Source organism: Algibacter sp. YIN40, from assembly GCF_057219435.1.
The window spans coordinates 1,525,835-1,543,929 of record NZ_JBXVVC010000001.1 but is presented as its reverse complement, the minus strand read 5'-3'; the positions used below and the strand labels follow the sequence as shown (position 1 = coordinate 1,543,929).

The following is an 18,095-nucleotide window of genomic DNA, read 5'->3' as shown; positions in this document are numbered from 1 at the left end:
CACTCCTATGAAGAAACATTTAATATTTATATTTGGATTGGTTTTAGTTTTTGGTTGCAATAGTTCTAAAAACACAATAAAAAAGTCTTTTTCTTCTGAAGAAAAGACTTTAATTATGAGTGCCAATAGCTTAAAGCCCATGCGGGTTTATAAGATTAATAACAAGAAAGATTCTTTGTTGCTTAGAACGAAAAGTAGCTACATAAAACCAAACCCAAAAGATCCTATTTTACAGAATTTTGCAAAACGTCTTTATGCAACAGTAAGAGACAGTATGTCCATGGGTGTTGGTATTGCGGCACCACAGGTAGGTGTTTTAAAAAACATTATATGGGTTCAACGTTTTGACAAAGAGAACTACCCCTTTGAAGTCTATTTGAATCCAAAAATTGTTGACTATTCAGATAAGAAACAAACCGTTAGAGAAGGTTGTTTATCCATTCCCAATCGAAGTGACACTCTAAAAATAAGGTCTCAAACAATTAAAATTAATTATGACACCATAGAAGGTAACCATCTAACTGAGACAGTAAATGGTTTTACTTCTGTGATTTTTCAGCACGAAATAGATCATTTAAATGGGATTCTATATTTAGATCATCTTAATAAAGAGGGTGCAAACTCTAAAAGAAAGAGTGACTAAAAAAATCAGTTTACAATTAATTCATGAATTGGATATTAATCCATATCAAATCGAAGACCAATAGAAATATTATTCTGGTCAATTACTTGGTCTTTGAAAATTGGTGACAAATCGTATTTAATGTATAATGCGGTATCATCAAATGCTAAATAAGCACTTAATCCGTAAACTAAATTTGTTGTATTAAAACCACGTTTTTGTTTGTCTTTTATACGCTCACCATCTAACTCGTACTTTAACTTTTGACGTGTTCCAATATTAAATCCTGCATAACCTCCCACACCTATTTTAAATTTATTATCGGTTGAATATCGATAATAAGTGTCCTTGTCAATTCGTTTTGATGGTCCAAATTCGAAATGCACGGGAAACACTAAGTTTGTAATTGATAGCTTTGATTTCTTTAGGTTTTCAGGAAATTCTTGAAGTGCAGTTTCACCACCTTGATCTACAAAATACTGATTGTCATTTGGTTTTAAACCATTTATTTGAAAGGAATACCCATATTTAAGCCTCAAAAAATTCGAGTTTTTAAACACCCTTGTTTTCCAAGCCCATCCAATTTCGAAAAAACGAGAACCTCCAATCTTGTATGGCGAATCATCTAAATTCTGACCTTCAATAATGGCATTATTTAATCCAAAAGCTAAGACTAAATCACTCGAAGTACGTCTGTCGTACTTTTTGGGTTTATTTGTGCCTTTAATGCTAAATCCCGCAAAACTTCCTTCTTCACCTCCTATTTGAAACCCGACTTTATCGGTATCCTCTGCGTTATATATTTTATAACCTTCATCATTACGTTTTAAAAGCGCTATTCTATTATCTATAATTGCGATGCGATTCTCAATATTTAAGGCACGCTTTTTTGCTGCTTCCTTTTTTAAAATTTGGGCTTCTTCACCAGAAAGTTCTCCCAGGTCTAAACGCTTATTAATAGCCTCAACTTCTACTTTCAAAAAATCGCGTTCTTCTGTCTTAATACGCTCTTTAATATCTTCTAAATTGGTAATTTTTTCTTGATTATTAATCTTTGGAATTGTGTCCTGCGCATTGATTAATTGCACACTTATTGCTAGCACAGCGAGTGCTAAATACTTAGTAATTGTTTGCATAACTGTTCGTTTTTTATACTGTCCCAATAGTTATCGGAATTTCAGTATCTATTGATGATTTTATAATTTACTTATTCTAATCTCTACTTCTGTAAAGACTTATTCATTACGATTGGCTACTGCAGTTTTAACCGAATTGTAACTATTTCGTAAAGCTTCAAAAACTTTACTTCTAAAGGATTGGTCTACCTCTGCTTCAACGTCTTGAAGTAATAAATCGGCATCGACCATTCCAGTTTTTTTATTTATTAATTGCTTTAAAGTGATTTCTCTTTGTGCTTCAAATAGAAGTGCATCAATTGTTTCATTTGTAACCTCCTTATTATCTTCTGTTAATGCTTGCACTTGTGCTACAACATCTTGAATTTTTTGTTCTTCAAAAGTAATTTCTTTTAAAACAATACTTGAGAGTACAGTATCATCTTCAACAATTTGAGGTTCTAAATTATTTTGAGCAATAACATTATTTTCTTTAAATGTTGGTTGGCTAACTTCAATCTTACTTTCGAATGATTTTTTCTCTTTAATTGACGCGTTAACAATAACTTCTTTCTTATTAAGTTCTAAAGCGTTTATTTCTTGATTTACTAATTCAACATCCTTGTTATTTTCAATAATTTCTGGTGAATCGACTATTTCAGGTGCATTTATAATAACCGGTTTATCAAAAACAAACTGTGAGACAACAAACAAAATCCCAACGATACTAGCCGCTATTCCCAACCACCAAAAGTTTTTGCTCGTGCGTTTCTCTTGGCCAGAATCCATCCGCTTAGATAATTTACTCCAAGCTTCAGGCGATGGTTTTAACTTCCGCTTATCGAGCTTGTCTTTTATGTTCTCTTCAAATTTAATTGGTGCCATAACTCGTTTTGTTTAATTCTTTAATCTTTTCTTGAAGCAACTTCCTAGCTTTATATAATTGTGACTTTGAAGTGCCTTCTGAGATGTTCAACATTTCAGCAATTTCCAGATGCTTATATCCTTCAATGGCATACATTACAAATACCATTTTATAACCTTCTGGAAGCGTATCTATAAGTTGTTGAATCTGTGCAACATCTATATCTACTTCAATATTATTAGTATAATCATTTTTATATGTTAGCTCTTCAACTGGAAACTCAAAATTCTTTTTACTTCTTAAATAAGAGATAGACTCTCTTACCATAATGCGCCTTATCCAACCTTCAAAACTCCCTTCTGTTCTATAACTTTTTAAATTTGTAAATACTTTGAAAAACCCATTAAGCATAGCTTCTTCTGCTTGTTGTAAATCTTTTATATAGTATCTACAAACACTTAACATTATTGGGGCATGTTCTTCAAACAAAACGTGTTGCGCTTCACGATTATTTTTAATCGCTTTTTTTATCAAAACAGATTCGTTTTTATGGAGTTGAATAACTTTCAAAAATGGTTTCATTTAGCCTTCTATTTATAAAGACGCAAATTTTATGCAAATGGTTGCCTAGGGAAGCAATTATTTTCTAGAAATTTTTATTTCTTTCTATCAATTACATAATTCACCATTAGCTCCAGTGAATTTTTATACTTGGACTCTGGGTAAGTTTGTAATAATTCTAAAGCTTCGGCTTGAAATTGTTTCATTTTTTTAATGGCATAATCTAAACCACCATTATTCTTCACGAAAGTTATAACCTCTTTTACACGTTTGGTGTCTTTATTATGGTTTTTAATAGAATTGATTAACCAGTTTTTATCTTTTTTACTAGAATTATTAAGCACATAAATTAATGGTAAGGTCATTTTTTGTTCTTTAATGTCAATACCCGTTGGTTTACCTATTTGGGTTTCCCCGTAATCGAACAAATCATCCTTTATTTGAAATGCCATACCTATAAGTTCTCCAAATCTGCGCATACTTTCCACATGAAGCGATTCCGGTTTTACCGAAGCAGCTCCAAGACTGCAGCATGCAGCAATAAGCGTTGCTGTTTTTTGACGAATAATTTCGTAATAAATAGCTTCTGTAATATCAAGTCTTCGTGCTTTTTCTATTTGGAGTAATTCCCCTTCACTCATTTCACGAACAGCAATAGAAATTATTTTTAGCAAATCGAAATCATTATTATCTATAGAAAGTAATAAGCCTTTTGATAATAAAAAATCTCCAATTAAAACGGCTATTTTGTTTTTCCAAAGTGCATTAACAGAGAAGAATCCTCGTCGACGATTACTATCATCTACAACGTCATCATGCACGAGCGTAGCTGTATGTATAAGTTCAATTACTGAAGCCCCTCTATAGGTGCGTTCGCTTACTTCGCCATTAGAAACCATTTTGGCGACCAAAAAAACAAACATAGGTCGCATTTGTTTCCCCTTGCGGTTAACAATATAATGCGTAATTCTATTTAGAAGAGCCACTTTACTAGACATAGATAGTTGGAACTTTTGCTCGAAAAGATCCATTTCATAGGCTATGGGCTGTTTTATTTGCTCTACAATTTTCATTGAAAATCAAAGATACTATTTAAGATGCATTCTTTTAATACTTATAATTATTTCTAAAGTAGATAATCATCTAAGGGATGAGAGAGTCTTAACTCTTATTTGCCAATTGTCCACAAGCCGCATCAATATCTTTGCCTCTACTGCGTCTAACAGTAACGGTAATATTATTTCGCTCAAGAACTTGAACATACATTTCTATTGCTTTTGAATTAGCCTGTTGGAATTCGCCATCATCAATAGGATTATACTCGATGAGGTTTACTTTGCTGGGCGCAAATTTGCAGAATTCGACCAATGCATCTATATCTTTTCTTTTGTCATTAATACCATCCCAAATTACATACTCATAAGTAATCCTGTTTTTAGTTTTTGCATACCAATATTGCAACGCTTCTCTTAAATCGTTAAGCGGAAAGTTTTTATTAAAAGGCATAATAGATGTTCTTACTTCATCAATAGCAGAATGTAAAGACACTGCTAGTTTAAATTTAACATCGTCATCTGCCATTTTTTTAATCATTTTTGGCACCCCAGAAGTTGAAACAACGATTCGCTTTGGAGACATTCCCAAACCTTCTGGCGACGTAATTTTGTCAATGGCTTTAATTACGTTATTATAGTTCATAAGCGGTTCACCCATACCCATAAACACAATATTGCTTAATGGTCTGTTATGATATAATCTACTTTCATTATCAATAGCCACTACTTGGTCGTAAATTTCGTCTGGATTTAGATTACGCATACGTTTTAAACGTGCAGTTGCACAAAATTTACAATCTAAACTACAGCCTACTTGACTTGACACGCAAGCAGTTGTTCTGGTTTTTGTGGGAATTAAAACCGATTCTACAATTAAGTCGTCATGCAAACGAACTACATTTTTTATGGTACCATCTGAACTACGTTGCATTTGATCGACCTTGATATGATTAATTACAAAGTTATTTTCCAGCATTTGCCGCGTTTCTTTAGAAACATTGGTCATATCTTCAAAAGTATGCGCCGATTTTTGCCACAACCATTCGTATACTTGATTGCCGCGAAAGGCTTTATCGCCTTCTTTTACAAAGAATTCTCTGAGTTGTTCTTTGGTTAATGCACGTATGTCCTTTTTATCTTCTGCCATGACTGATGCAAAAATAGTGAAACGATTCACTATTTAATATTTTCACCTTAGTTATTAAGTTATGTATTAAAAAAGCCTCTAGATAGAGGCTTTCTGTATTTATTTTAATAAAAAATATACCCAATTAAATAATTAACATAGCATCGCCATAGCTATAAAATTTATAGCCTTCTTTGATAGCCTCGTCGTAAGCCCGTTTAATAAAATCATGACCTGCAAATGCAGACACCATCATTAATAAAGTAGATTTTGGTGTATGGAAATTAGTAATCATGCTATTTGCAATACTGAATTCGTATGGAGGGAAAATAAATTTGTTGGTCCAACCATCGGCTTCATTTAACATTCCGCTAGATGACACAGCGCTTTCAATAGCTCGCATCGCTGTAGTACCAACCGCACAAACACGCCTTTTTTCGTTAATTCCTCGATTTATCAATTCTACAGCCTTCCCGTCAATTGTAAGTTCTTCACTATCCATTTTATGCTTAGATAAATCTTCAACTTCCACTGGATTAAAAGTACCTAATCCAACATGAAGTGTAACCTCTGCAAAATTAATACCCTTTATCTCTAAACGTTTTAATAAGTGTCTTGAAAAATGCAAACCAGCTGTTGGAGCTGCTACGGCACCTTCATTCTTAGCAAAAATAGTTTGATAACGTTGTTCATCTTCTGGCTCAACTTCGCGCTTAATATATTTTGGAAGGGGTGTTTCTCCTAATTCAGTCAATTTACTTCTAAATTCTTTGTAAGACCCGTCATATAAAAAACGTAAAGTCCTTCCTCTAGAAGTGGTATTATCAATTACCTCTGCAACTAGTGTTTCATCTTCGCCAAAATACAATTTATTGCCTATTCTTATTTTTCGGGCAGGATCTACAAGTACATCCCAAAGACGTTGGTCTTCATTTAATTCTCTTAATAAAAATACTTCAATTCTAGCACCAGTTTTTTCCTTATTACCATACAATCTGGCTGGAAAAACCTTAGTATTATTTAATACTAAAACATCGTCTTCATTAAAATAATCGATAATATTTTTAAACTGTTTATGCTCGATAGTTTGTTCTTTTCTATTTAAAACCATTAAACGAGATTCATCCCTATTTTCTGAGGGATATTCTGCTAATAGGTCTTCTGGTAAAGTAAATCCAAAGTGTGATAATTTCATTTATAGAAGTTTATAAGTTTATTTATTTAATCGTTTATAATTCAATCTGAAAATTACAAACGGCTGCAAATATACAATCTCGACATAGGGGTTGTCAAGTAAATCGCTATTTATTATTGCGTTATTTTAAACCCTAACTGCGTTAAATCTTCCCAAAATGTTGGATAGGATTTTGAGACTACCATAGCTTCTTTAATAACTAGTTCTGTTTTTAAAGCCAAAGGCGCAAAAGCCATAGCCATTCTATGATCGTGATATGTTTCAATAGAAACACCGCTATTTATGTTATTACTTGCAGATAGATGTAAAGAACTATTGGTTATTCTAACTTCTCCACCTAGTTTCTCAATTTCAGTTTTAAGAGCAACCAATCTGTCTGTTTCCTTAATTTTTAGCGTATGTAATCCTGTTAAATTGCATGGAATACCTAAAGCAAAACAGGTTACTGCAATAGTTTGAGCGATATCTGGGGCATTAACTAAATTGAATGTTTTTGCTGTATTATTATGTTGAACCTTTTTTAAGGTGATTGTATTATTTAAAGATACAGTTTCAACACCAAAATGCTTATACACATCTATTAAAGCTGAATCACCTTGTAAAGAATTCTCTTTGTATGATGATAATGTAATCTCTGTCCCAATTTCACTCAACGCCACAATACTGAAAAAATAAGACGCTGATGACCAATCGGACTCAACTACTAAGGTTTTAGACATTAGATTTTTAGTGTTAGACTTAACTGTTATTATATTATTTTCAAATGAAGATTCGACACCAATTTCATCTAACAAGCTCAAAGTCATTTTTATATATGGAATAGAAGTAATTTCTCCTTCTAAAGTCAATTCTAACCCGTTTTCTAATTTTGATGCAATAAGTAATAGCGATGAAATGTATTGACTACTCACATTTGCTTTTAGAGAAACCTTATTTTTAGTCAGTTTTTTACCTTTTATTTTAATCGGTGGATAACCGTCATTCTCAACATAACTAATATCAGCCCCAAGTTCTCGGAGAGATTCTACCAAAATTTTAACAGGACGTTCTTTCATGCGATGAGAACCAGTAAGGATGGTTTCTCTTCCTTCCTGAACTGAAAAATAACTTGTTAAGAAGCGCATAGCTGTGCCTGCGTGGTGGATATCGACAACTTGTTCTTCTGAAGCAAGCGCTTTAGTCATGAGACAACTATCATCGGAATTGGAAACATTGGCTAAAGCGATCTCTGGATATAACGCTTGAAGTAATAACAATCTATTCGATTCACTTTTTGAACCTGTTATTTTTATAGTTGATTGCTTATTTATTACCGACTTGTGTAGTGTAAAATCCATGTTTACCTATTAAAAAACGCTTCTAATTTTAGAAGCGTCAAAGATAGATATAAATTATTTTAATTTCTGATTATTGTGGTGCCTATCATGGTCCCGCTTGGCTTTTTTATCCATGCGTTTGTCGAAAGCTTTCTGCAAATCGACACCTGTTTGATTTGCAAGACACAACACGACAAACAACACGTCTGCCAGTTCCTCACCTAGATCTTTATCTTTATCACTTTCTTTTTCGCTTTGTTCGCCATAACGACGTGCAATAATACGAGCTACTTCTCCAACCTCCTCAGTAAGTTGTACCATATTAGTAAGCTCATTAAAATACCGAACACCGTGTTCGTTAATCCAATCGTCTACTGTTTTTTGTGCGTTTTGAATCTCCATATATTTTTAAAAAAGTTAAAACTAAAATACATGGTAAAATTATATATTTTATTTCACTAAATATTACTTGTAAACCCCAATCTGAAAAAAAACTTTTTACGCTTAAAGGTGAAACCACTATTTTCTGCAGAGGAAAGAAAAACCTATCGTTATTAAAAGGAATTAAAAAACCAACACCTCTGCCTCCAGTAGTCATAGCATCCAAAATCCCGTGTGAAAACGTTGATAACAAAATGACTGTAAACCATAAGCTCTTATGCTTCTTACCTAATGTTAACATTAAAAGAAAAGCCCATAGCATGGCAAAGAGAATGGAATGTGTAAATCCGCGATGCCCAAATGGGGCTTCATACGGCACCCCCAAATAAAATGTAACTACATCTAAATCTGGTAAAATTGATGAAATTATTGCAGCAATTAAAAGCCATTTACTATGATGCCTGTCAAGTATTTTAGACAAAGTATAAGCAACAACACTATGCCCAAATACTGATGCCATTATTCTCTGTTTTTCGAATCGATAATAATAGTTACCGGTCCATCATTTAATAGATCCACTTTCATATCTGCTCCAAAAATTCCTGTTTGAATTCTTTTCCCTAAATCTACTTCTAACTGATTAACAAAACTTTGATAAATTGGAATAGCAACCTCTGGTTTTGCGGCTTTTATATAGCTTGGGCGATTGCCTTTTTTTATGGATGCATGCAATGTAAACTGGCTAACTGCGATAACGTTACCATTTATATCTTTTATTGAAAGATTCATAACACCATCTGCATCATTGAAAATACGCAAATTAGTTATTTTATTTGTTAACCACTTTATGTCTTCTTGAGTGTCTTCTTCAATAATTCCTACCAATATTAATAATCCGCTCCCTATGGAAGCTAAAATATCACCATCAATAGTAACACTTGCTTTTGAAACTCTTTGAATAACTACTTTCATTTAGTCTTCATCCCAATTATCTGTTCTATAATGTTCATCTTCACCTTCAATAATCTGTAAATAACTTCTATATCTTGAAAAGGCTATTTCATCATTATCAAGAGCCAACTTTATAGCACATTTAGGTTCTTGTAAGTGTAAGCAATTATTGAATTTACAATCTTGTTTTAAAGCAAAAAATTCGGGAAAATAGTCCCCAACTTCCTCTTTATCCATATCTACAACTCCAAAGCCCTTTATCCCTGGGGTATCAATTATTTTAGCCCCAAAACTTAAATCGAACATTTCTGCAAATGTTGTTGTATGCTGTCCTTGCATATGCAACTGCGATATCTCTTTCGTTTTTAAATTCAATTCGGGCTCAATAGCATTCACCAATGTGGATTTACCAACTCCCGAATGGCCAGAGAACATACTAACTTTATCAAGCATTAACGACTTCACTTTATCAACATTTTTACCTGTTTTAGCGGATACACCAATACATTCATAACCTATTTTTCTATAAGTATGCGCTAAAAACTTAACCTCATTAAGAGTGTCATCATCATAAGTATCAATTTTATTAAAAAGTAATATTGTTTTTATTGAATATGCCTGAGCTGTTACCAAAAAACGGTCAATAAAAGATGTTAGCGTTGGTGGATTATTTATGGTAATCATTAAAAACACCTGATCTATATTCGCAGAAATAATATGTGTTTGTTTGGAAAGGTTTACTGACTTTCTAACTATATAATTTTTCCTGTCATGAATATTATGGATAATTCCTGTTTCCGTATTATTATCCTTTTCCAGTTCAAAATCTACAATATCACCAACCGAAATTGGGTTAGTACTTTTAATACCTTTAATACGGAATTTCCCCTTTATACGGCATTCGTAAGTCTCCCCTAATTGGGTTTTTACAGTGTACCAGCTTCCTGTAGATTTATAAACACGTCCAGTCATATATTCTTCAAAAGTAAATGAAATTAACAATTATATTGTTAAGATTATATCTATATTCGTTTCTTAATTTTTAAAATCTCAACAACATGAAAAAATTATTATTGTTATTATGCATTAGTTTATTTGCTTTTATTGAAACTCATGCTCAAGTAGAGTATAAAGTTGTTACAAGTGTAGAGTCAATTGTTCCTAATGGCTTAGGCCGTTCTAGAATTATTAGTGCTAATGAACAAAAAGATTACAAAGAATTCACAACCACACAAACAGAAGATGACAATAGTCGTAACAAATCTAAGCGTGATGAAATTAGGGTTAAGGGATTTGATGAAACAAAACTTTTGAACTTTTTTAATATTGGGGGTATTCGTTTTCAAAATATTGCAGCTAATGATGCTATTATTGAATCGAAAATAAACACTATGATTGAAGAAGGTTGGGATTTAGCTTTTGTTACAAGTGGCGTAGAAAGTGCAGGCAAAGGTGATAATCAAGGAATTTTTATTACCAGATATATTTTTAAAAGGAACAAGTAAAAATATTCCATTTAATAAAAAAGCCTCCTAAATAGGAGGCTTTTTTAATTTATCCGTTAATAACTTTTTCTTGATGATTAATTGATTCTTGGTGAACCGCTTTAAACATTCTTAAGATAAATTCTTCGCTTAATCCATGTTGTTCGCCTTCCAAAACCATTTTACCTAAAATCTCATTCCAACGTTTATTTTGCAAGATCGCAACGTTTTTGGATTTCTTAAGAGCTCCAATACCATCAGCGGCTTGCATACGTTTACCCAATAAATCTATGATTTGATTATCGACTACATCAATTTGAGCTCTTAAGTTATTTAAAGCTTTGTTGTAATCTTCCTCACTATTGCTTTCTTTTCTAATTTTTAAATCTTTCATTATTTGAACTAATGTAGCAGGAGTTACTTGTTGTGCAGCGTCACTCCAAGCTTTCTCCGGATCGTAATGCGTTTCTATCATTAAACCATCAAAATTCAAATCTAACGCCTCCTGAGACACTTCATGAATCATATCTCTTTTTCCTGTAATATGAGACGGATCGTTAATTAAAGGAATATCAGGAAATCTATTTTGAAACTCAATTGCCAATTGCCATTCTGGAATATTACGGTATTTAGTTTTCTGGTAAGTAGAAAAACCCCTATGTATTGCTCCAACATTTTTAACACCCGAACTATAAATTCTTTCAATACCACCTAACCATAAAGCTAAATCTGGGTTCACTGGGTTTTTAATCAAAACAGGTTTATCTGTACCTTTTAATGCATCAGCAATTTCTTGCATAATAAACGGAGATACTGTAGAACGAGCACCTATCCAAAGCATATCAATATCATGTTCCAAAGCTAATTTCACGTGCGCGGCATTAGCAACTTCAGTACAAACCTTCATACCTGTTTCATCCTTAACCTTTTGCAGCCATTTTAAGCCTAAAGCACCAACACCTTCAAACATTCCTGGTCGCGTTCTTGGTTTCCAAATACCTGCTCTAAAATAACTAACATCTGTATCTTTCAATTCATGAGCAATTTTCAATACTTGCTCTTCTGTTTCAGCACTGCATGGACCTGCGATTACTAAAGGATGATTTAAATTTAAATCATCTAACCAGGTTCTCATTTCTTTCTTGTTTTCCATAATTTTAATCTTAACTAATTCCGTTTAATATGTCTTTTATATGATTGGTATCTTTCATCTCATTAAAAATTGCTTCGAAATCGCCATCTTTCATTAACTCTTTAAAATGAGTGAGATTTAGAATATATTCTTCTAATGTTTCAATGACATTTTCCTTGTTTTGTTTGAATATCGGTGTCCACATTTCGGGTGAACTTTTTGCTAATCGTACCGTGGATTCGAACCCACTGCCTGCCATATCAAAAATATCGCGTTCATTTTTCTCTTTATTAATTACCGTTTTACCAAGCATAAATGCACTTATATGTGATAAATGCGAAACATATGCAATGTGTTTATCGTGGGCAACAGGATGCATATATCGAATTCGCATACCAATATCTGTAAACAATTTCAATGCTTTTTCCTGAAGTTTAAAAGTGGTTTTTTCAACTTCACAAACAATATTCGTTTTTCCAATAAACAAGCCAGATATTGCTGCAGTTGGACCAGAGTGCTCTGTACCTGCTATGGGATGCATTGCCAGAAAATTTCTTCTCTTTGGGTGATTTTCAACCGCTTTACAAATAGCTTCTTTTGTTGAACCTGCATCCACCACCAATCCTTTATCTGAAATTTTATCCAGAATGGTAGGCAATAATTTAACAGTCGCATCAACTGGAATAGAAACAATAACTAAATCTGCTTTCCCTAAATCGTCAAGGGTTGCTTTTTTATCAATTAAATTAAGTGATAACGCCGTTTCTAACGTAGTATCTTTACGACTTATACCATGAATAACAACATTGGGGTCATTCTTCTTTATATCTATAGCAAGACTTCCACCTATTAATCCAACTCCTATTGCATATATATTCTTCATCTTACCCTAGCTATTGCTTCTTCTAAATCTTCAGTTTGTGCGCAAAGTGAAAAACGGATATAACCTTCCCCTTGACTTCCAAAAATAGTCCCTGGCGTTATAAAAATATGATTTTCCTTTAAAATGGTATCTATATATTCTTCAGACTTAACATAGGCTGGTAATTTCGCCCAAACAAAAAGCCCAGTTGCATTTTTATCGTATGTACAGTTAAGAGCATCGGCTAAATTCCACACTAGGTCTCGGCGTTGATGATAAACACTATTTAAAGTGCTAAACCACATACTTGAACATTTTAATGCTTCAATCGCACCCTTTTGTATTCCGTAAAACATGCCAGAATCCATGTTACTTTTCACTTTCAAAATGTTATTAATATGCTTATTATCTCCAACTACCATACCTACACGCCAGCCAGCCATATTAAAGGTTTTGCTTAAGGAATTTAACTCTAAGCAAACTTCTTTAGCACCATTTACTTTTAAAATACTTGATGGGTTATTATTAAGAACAAAACTATATGGATTGTCATTAACAATTAAGATGTTATGCTTTTTTGCAAAAGCCACCAACTCTTGAAATAAAAACTTTGATGGTTGCGCTCCCGTAGGCATATGAGGGTAATTAACCCACATTAATTTTACCTTAGACAAATCTAATTGCTCCAATGCTTTAAAATCTGGCAACCAATTGTGAGCTTCATCTAATTCATAAAAAACTGGAGTCGCTTCAACCAATTTTGTAACAGATTGATACGTTGGGTATCCAGGATTAGGTATTAATACTTCATCGCCTTTATTAAGATAAGCCATAGAGATATGCATAATCCCTTCCTTGCTTCCCATTAATGGCAAAATTTCGGTGTTTGCACTTAAGTTAACATCATAATGTTCTTTATAAAAACCAACAATGGCTTGCCTTAATTCTGGAAGACCTTGATAACTCTGGTATTTATGAGCATTCTTATCGAACAAACTGTTTGAAATAGCATCTACAACCTTTTTTGGTGGTTGCATATCTGGGCTTCCAATACCTAAATTAATAATTGGCTTACCGCTTGCAATAAGTAGGTTTACCTCTCTTAATTTTTTAGAGAAGTAATACTCTTCAACCGTATGCAATCTATCAGCTACTTCTATCATAACTTCGCATTTTTATATTCACCCAAAACTTTAAAGCCTTGTCCCATTATTTCAATAATAGACTTTGCCTTTTTGAAATCTTCATAAGTATTAAAAGTAACATCAACAAAAAATGCATATTTCCATGGTGTTTCAACTATAGGAAGTGATTGAATTTTGGTAAGGTTCAATTTACAATCGCTCATTACATTCAAAATTGTTGCTAAACTTCCACGCTTATGGTCTGTTTCAAATTTTATTGAAGCCTTGTTAATTTCGTTTTCCGGAACCTCAGAATTCGTTCGCTTTACTATAACAAATCGCGTTTCATTATGCTTAATAGTTTGAATACTATTTGCCAATATATCCAACTCAAAAATATCGGCAGCCTTAACGCTAGCTATTGCGCCAATACCAGCTAATTGATTTTCATTAATCCGCTGTGCTACCTCTGCCGTATCTTTATCTTCAACCAATTTAATATGTGGATATTGCTTAAAAAACTCTTTACACTGCAGCAACGCCATTGGATGTGAATAAACCTCTTTAATATCTTCTATTTTCTGTCCAGAAAGTGCCATAAGGTTATGTTGAACATCAACATAATGCTCACCTACTACATGCAAATTATATTTATCGATTAATGCATAATTGGGAATAATAGAACCCGCAATAGAATTCTCTAAAGCCATAATCGCTGCATCACATTTTTCATCTATTAAGCTTTCAACAACTCTGTCAAAAGTCAAACACTCTATGTTAGCAACATTTTCCTCAAAAAATTGCTGAGACACAATATGATGAAAAGATCCTCTTACTCCTTGTATGGCTACTGTTTTAATCATGTATAAAAAAAGTCCCGATTTTCATCGAGACTCACATAAAAATTTATAGTTATAAATTATACATACAATGTCTCGATTTCTTTGCTAAAAAAGAAATAAAAGAAATTGAAATATGTATAATATACTGTTGTTGTCATAATTACGAGGCTAAAGTAAATAATATTTTAAGAAATCAAAATTGTAAAAAACATTTTTTTTTGTTTTTACTAAAATTTTAAAGATTTTACAGCAAATATGACATTGCATTATATAATCAATTATTTTTGAACAAATAATTTTAATTATGTCTATTGAAGTAATTGGGGTTTCAAAACTTTACGGAAACCAAAAAGCACTAAATAATATCTCATTTAAGGTAAATAAACCAGAAATTGTTGGTTTTTTGGGTCCGAACGGAGCTGGAAAATCCACAATGATGAAAATATTGACTACTTATATTAATGCGAATGAAGGATTAGCAATAGTTAATGGATATGACGTAAATAAAAACACGAAGCAAGTACAACAAAGTGTTGGATATTTAGCAGAGCACAACCCTCTTTATTTAGAAATGTATGTTAAGGAATATCTAGAATTTAATGCAGGTATTTTTAAAGTAGATAAAGTACGTGTAGAAGAAGTGATTGAACAAACTGGGTTATTTCCAGAATCTCATAAAAAAATAGAACAATTATCTAAAGGCTATCGCCAACGTGTTGGATTAGCTAATGCTCTTTTACATAATCCCGATGTTTTAATTCTCGACGAGCCTACAACGGGTTTAGACCCAAATCAATTGGTTGAAATTAGAAACCTTATTAAGTCTATAGGAAAAACTAAAACAGTGTTTTTATCTACTCATATAATGCAGGAGGTTGAAGCCATGTGCGATCGCGTTATCATAATTAATAAAGGTGAAATTGTTGCAGATAAAAAATTACAAGAATTACGCGATGAAAAAGAACAAATAGTTATTGTCGAATTTGATTATCGGGTAGAAAACGCCTTTTTATTGAAGCTTCCAAAAGTTAGCAACGTTGTAAATACGCATGATTTTGTTTACGAAATAACTTTTAAGACTGCTGAAGATATGCGCTCTTATGTATTTGATTTTGCACATGATAATCAGCTTAAAATCCTTCAGCTTAATCAAAAAAATGCAAGTTTAGAATCTCTATTTAGAGATTTAACTTCGAAATAATATTTTACTATTTTTTCTTATGACGTTTATAATTTTGAGGATATGATAATTATCATCTTTAACCTCAATGTGAGTTGATAATTTTGTATAAATATCATGTGATTTAGTTTAGTTCATTTAATTAGAAAAAAGCTATGAACTATCTTTGTAACAATAGAAATGTACAAAAATGAGTAAAGGAATTTATGTTGCTACCATTGAGCCGAATAGTGGAAAATCCGTTGTAGTTCTTGGGTTAATGAGGATGCTTCTTGGTAAAACTGCAAAAGTCGGTTATTTTAGACCTATTATTGAAGATACAGAAAATGGCGAAAAGGATAATCACATAAATACAGTCGTATCTTATTTTGACATAGACATCGATTATAAAAAAACTTATGCATATACCAGAAATCAAGTTCTGGATTTATACAACAAAGGAAAGTCTGGTGATGTTATTGACGAAATCATTAAGAAATATAAATATCTTGAGGAGCAATTTGATTTTGTTTTGGTTGAAGGTACCGATTTTTCACATGAAAACTCAAGCTTAGAATTAGACATTAACATACTTATTTCAAAAAATTTAGGATTGCCCGTTATTATCGTTTCTCAAGGTGATGGAAAAAAAATATCAGAAATAGTAGATAATGTCCAATTAGCTCATGATACTTTTAAAGAGGAAGTTGATGTGCTTTCCATCATGACTAATAAAATTAATCATGAAGATATTTCAACATTAAAATCACTTTTAAAGCAACGAATAAATAGTGATACAGATATTACTGTAATTCCTAAAATTAAAAGTTTGGCAAGTCCAACAATTAAGGAAATTGTAAAAACTCTAAACGGTACTATTCTCTTTGGTAAAGACATGATTAACAATCAGTCTGAAAATTTTAGTGTTGGTGCCATGCAACTTCGAAATTACTTAACGCATCTAAAAGAAAATGCTTTAGTAATTAGTCCTGGAGATAGAGCCGACATTATTCTAGGAGCATTACAAGCTAATATTTCAAAAAATTATCCAAAAATATCTGGCATTATTTTAACTGGAGGACTCATTCCAGAAGAATCAATTTTAAAGCTTATTGAAGGACTATCAAGTGTTGTGCCTATTATTAGTGCAAAAGAAGGCACATTCTATGTCGCCAATACCATCGGAAAAATAAAATCTAGAATCTATGCTGAAAACACAGATAAGATTGAAACTTCTATTGCTACGTTTGAAAAGCATGTAAACACTAATAAATTAGCTAACGATTTAATCACTTTTAAATCGGATATTTTCACGCCAAGAATGTTTCAATACAACTTACTACAACGCGCTTTAAAAGACAAAAAACATATTGTACTTCCTGAAGGTTATGACGAACGTATTTTGCGTGCAGCAGCTAGATTAATTCATGCCCGCGTAGTTAGTTTAACTTTAATTGGTGAAGAAGAAAAAATAAAAGAACGTATTGAAAAACTAGACATTCCTCTAAATGCTGAAGATATAAACATTATCTCTCCTCAAAAGTCGCCACACTTTAAAGATTATGTTAATACGTTTTATGAACTTAGAAAGCACAAAGGTATAAACTTAGATATGGCAAGAGATGCTATGTCTGATGTTTCATATTTTGCTACGATGATGATTTATAAAGGACATGCGGATGGCATGGTATCTGGAGCAGCTCATACTACAGCTCACACACTGCGTCCTGCATTACAATTTATAAAAACGAAACCAGGCGTTAATATTGTTTCTTCGGTCTTTTTTATGTGTTTGGAGGATCGTGTTTCTATTTTTGGCGATTGTGCCATCAATCCAAATCCGAACGCAGAACAACTAGCAGAAATAGCCATTTCATCAGCAAAAACAGCGCAAGATTTTGGAGTTGAGCCTAAAGTAGCTATGTTATCATATTCCTCTGGCGCTTCAGGGCAAGGAGAGGATGTTGATAGAGTTAGAAAGGCTACAGAAATTGCTAAAAAGCAAGTTCCAAATCTTAAAATTGAAGGACCAATACAATATGATGCCGCAGTAGATATGCGCATTGGTAAAAGTAAATTACCCGATTCTGAAGTTGCTGGACAAGCCAGTGTTTTAATTTTTCCAGACCTAAATACAGGAAACAATACATACAAAGCAGTACAAAGAGAAACTGGAGCATTAGCCATTGGTCCTATGTTACAAGGATTAAATAAACCAGTAAATGATTTAAGTCGCGGTTGTACAGCAGATGATATTTACAGCACGGTGATTATAACCGCCATACAAGCTCAAGATCTTTAATAT

At 32.7% G+C, this 18,095-nt stretch carries 19 protein-coding genes; 4 read left to right on the top strand and 15 right to left on the bottom strand.

Annotated features, from left to right (window positions below; translation table 11 throughout):
• Positions 1–7 precede the first annotated feature (7 nt).
• Positions 8–643: a peptide deformylase gene (gene def / locus AC2D6V_RS07100; RefSeq protein ID WP_484647355.1), complete on the top strand. Its 636-nt coding sequence runs from the start codon at positions 8–10 to the stop codon at positions 641–643.
• A 35-nt stretch (positions 644–678) separates the two neighbouring features.
• Here def and AC2D6V_RS07095 read toward each other — a convergent pair whose 3' ends face one another.
• The 11 genes from AC2D6V_RS07095 to rsgA form a co-directional block, all read right to left on the bottom strand.
• Complete coding sequence (locus AC2D6V_RS07095; protein ID WP_484647354.1) at positions 679–1,758, bottom strand: hypothetical protein; 1,080 nt, start codon at positions 1,756–1,758, stop codon at positions 679–681.
• A gap of 99 nt (positions 1,759–1,857) precedes the next feature.
• On the bottom strand, positions 1,858–2,622 hold the full coding sequence (locus AC2D6V_RS07090) for a hypothetical protein (RefSeq protein ID WP_484647353.1): 765 nt from the start codon (positions 2,620–2,622) through the stop codon (positions 1,858–1,860).
• Positions 2,609–3,184, bottom strand: coding sequence for an RNA polymerase sigma factor (locus AC2D6V_RS07085; protein ID WP_484647352.1), 576 nt, complete (start codon positions 3,182–3,184; stop codon positions 2,609–2,611). Before AC2D6V_RS07085 ends, AC2D6V_RS07090 begins: the two co-directional genes overlap by 14 nt.
• A gap of 74 nt (positions 3,185–3,258) precedes the next feature.
• Positions 3,259–4,236, bottom strand: a complete 978-nt coding sequence (locus AC2D6V_RS07080; RefSeq protein ID WP_484647351.1) for a polyprenyl synthetase family protein — start codon at positions 4,234–4,236, stop codon at positions 3,259–3,261.
• Between the two features lie 88 nt (positions 4,237–4,324).
• Positions 4,325–5,365 (bottom strand): dual-specificity RNA methyltransferase RlmN, encoded by a 1,041-nt coding sequence (gene rlmN, locus AC2D6V_RS07075; RefSeq protein WP_484647525.1) that lies wholly within the window; start codon positions 5,363–5,365, stop codon positions 4,325–4,327.
• A gap of 124 nt (positions 5,366–5,489) precedes the next feature.
• Positions 5,490–6,539 carry a tRNA preQ1(34) S-adenosylmethionine ribosyltransferase-isomerase QueA gene (queA, locus tag AC2D6V_RS07070; protein WP_484647350.1) on the bottom strand — a complete coding sequence of 350 codons (1,050 nt, stop codon included), beginning with the start codon at positions 6,537–6,539 and terminating at the stop codon, positions 5,490–5,492.
• 113 nt (positions 6,540–6,652) lie between these two features.
• Positions 6,653–7,876 (bottom strand): 3-phosphoshikimate 1-carboxyvinyltransferase, encoded by a 1,224-nt coding sequence (locus AC2D6V_RS07065; RefSeq protein WP_484647349.1) that lies wholly within the window; start codon positions 7,874–7,876, stop codon positions 6,653–6,655.
• Between the two features lie 54 nt (positions 7,877–7,930).
• Complete coding sequence (locus tag AC2D6V_RS07060; RefSeq protein ID WP_484647348.1) at positions 7,931–8,257, bottom strand: nucleotide pyrophosphohydrolase; 327 nt, start codon at positions 8,255–8,257, stop codon at positions 7,931–7,933.
• Entirely contained in the window at positions 8,214–8,756 is a 543-nt protein-coding gene (locus AC2D6V_RS07055) for a metal-dependent hydrolase (protein ID WP_484647347.1), read from the bottom strand. The genes AC2D6V_RS07060 and AC2D6V_RS07055 overlap by 44 nt, the downstream gene beginning before the upstream one ends.
• Positions 8,756–9,208 (bottom strand): D-aminoacyl-tRNA deacylase, encoded by a 453-nt coding sequence (gene dtd, locus AC2D6V_RS07050; protein ID WP_484647346.1) that lies wholly within the window; start codon positions 9,206–9,208, stop codon positions 8,756–8,758. The genes AC2D6V_RS07055 and dtd overlap by 1 nt, the downstream gene beginning before the upstream one ends.
• Positions 9,209–10,159, bottom strand: a complete 951-nt coding sequence (gene rsgA, locus AC2D6V_RS07045; protein ID WP_484647524.1) for a ribosome small subunit-dependent GTPase A — start codon at positions 10,157–10,159, stop codon at positions 9,209–9,211.
• A gap of 86 nt (positions 10,160–10,245) precedes the next feature.
• Here rsgA and AC2D6V_RS07040 point away from each other — a divergent pair, with 86 nt between their 5' ends.
• Positions 10,246–10,692, top strand: coding sequence for a hypothetical protein (locus AC2D6V_RS07040; RefSeq protein WP_484647345.1), 447 nt, complete (start codon positions 10,246–10,248; stop codon positions 10,690–10,692).
• Positions 10,693–10,741: 49 nt separating this feature from the next.
• On the opposite strand, the gene AC2D6V_RS07035 is transcribed toward AC2D6V_RS07040, so the two are convergent.
• From AC2D6V_RS07035 to AC2D6V_RS07020, 4 genes are read right to left on the bottom strand one after another with little or no spacing between them, the layout of a single operon-like run.
• Complete coding sequence (locus AC2D6V_RS07035) at positions 10,742–11,824, bottom strand: chorismate mutase (RefSeq protein ID WP_484647344.1); 1,083 nt, start codon at positions 11,822–11,824, stop codon at positions 10,742–10,744.
• 10 nt (positions 11,825–11,834) lie between these two features.
• A complete protein-coding gene (locus AC2D6V_RS07030) occupies positions 11,835–12,686 on the bottom strand; it encodes a prephenate dehydrogenase (protein ID WP_484647343.1) in 852 nt (283 codons plus the stop codon).
• The gene (locus AC2D6V_RS07025) at positions 12,683–13,828 is read right to left on the bottom strand and encodes a pyridoxal phosphate-dependent aminotransferase (RefSeq protein ID WP_484647342.1); all 1,146 of its coding nucleotides are present in this window, start codon (positions 13,826–13,828) and stop codon (positions 12,683–12,685) included. Before AC2D6V_RS07025 ends, AC2D6V_RS07030 begins: the two co-directional genes overlap by 4 nt.
• Positions 13,825–14,652, bottom strand: a complete 828-nt coding sequence (locus AC2D6V_RS07020) for a prephenate dehydratase (protein ID WP_484647341.1) — start codon at positions 14,650–14,652, stop codon at positions 13,825–13,827. Before AC2D6V_RS07020 ends, AC2D6V_RS07025 begins: the two co-directional genes overlap by 4 nt.
• Before the next feature lie 283 nt (positions 14,653–14,935).
• On the opposite strand from AC2D6V_RS07020, the gene gldA reads away from it, so the two are divergent.
• On the top strand, positions 14,936–15,832 hold the full coding sequence (gene gldA / locus AC2D6V_RS07015; protein WP_484647340.1) for a gliding motility-associated ABC transporter ATP-binding subunit GldA: 897 nt from the start codon (positions 14,936–14,938) through the stop codon (positions 15,830–15,832).
• 169 nt (positions 15,833–16,001) lie between these two features.
• Entirely contained in the window at positions 16,002–18,092 is a 2,091-nt protein-coding gene (gene pta, locus AC2D6V_RS07010) for a phosphate acetyltransferase (protein ID WP_484647339.1), read from the top strand.
• Positions 18,093–18,095 lie beyond the last annotated feature (3 nt).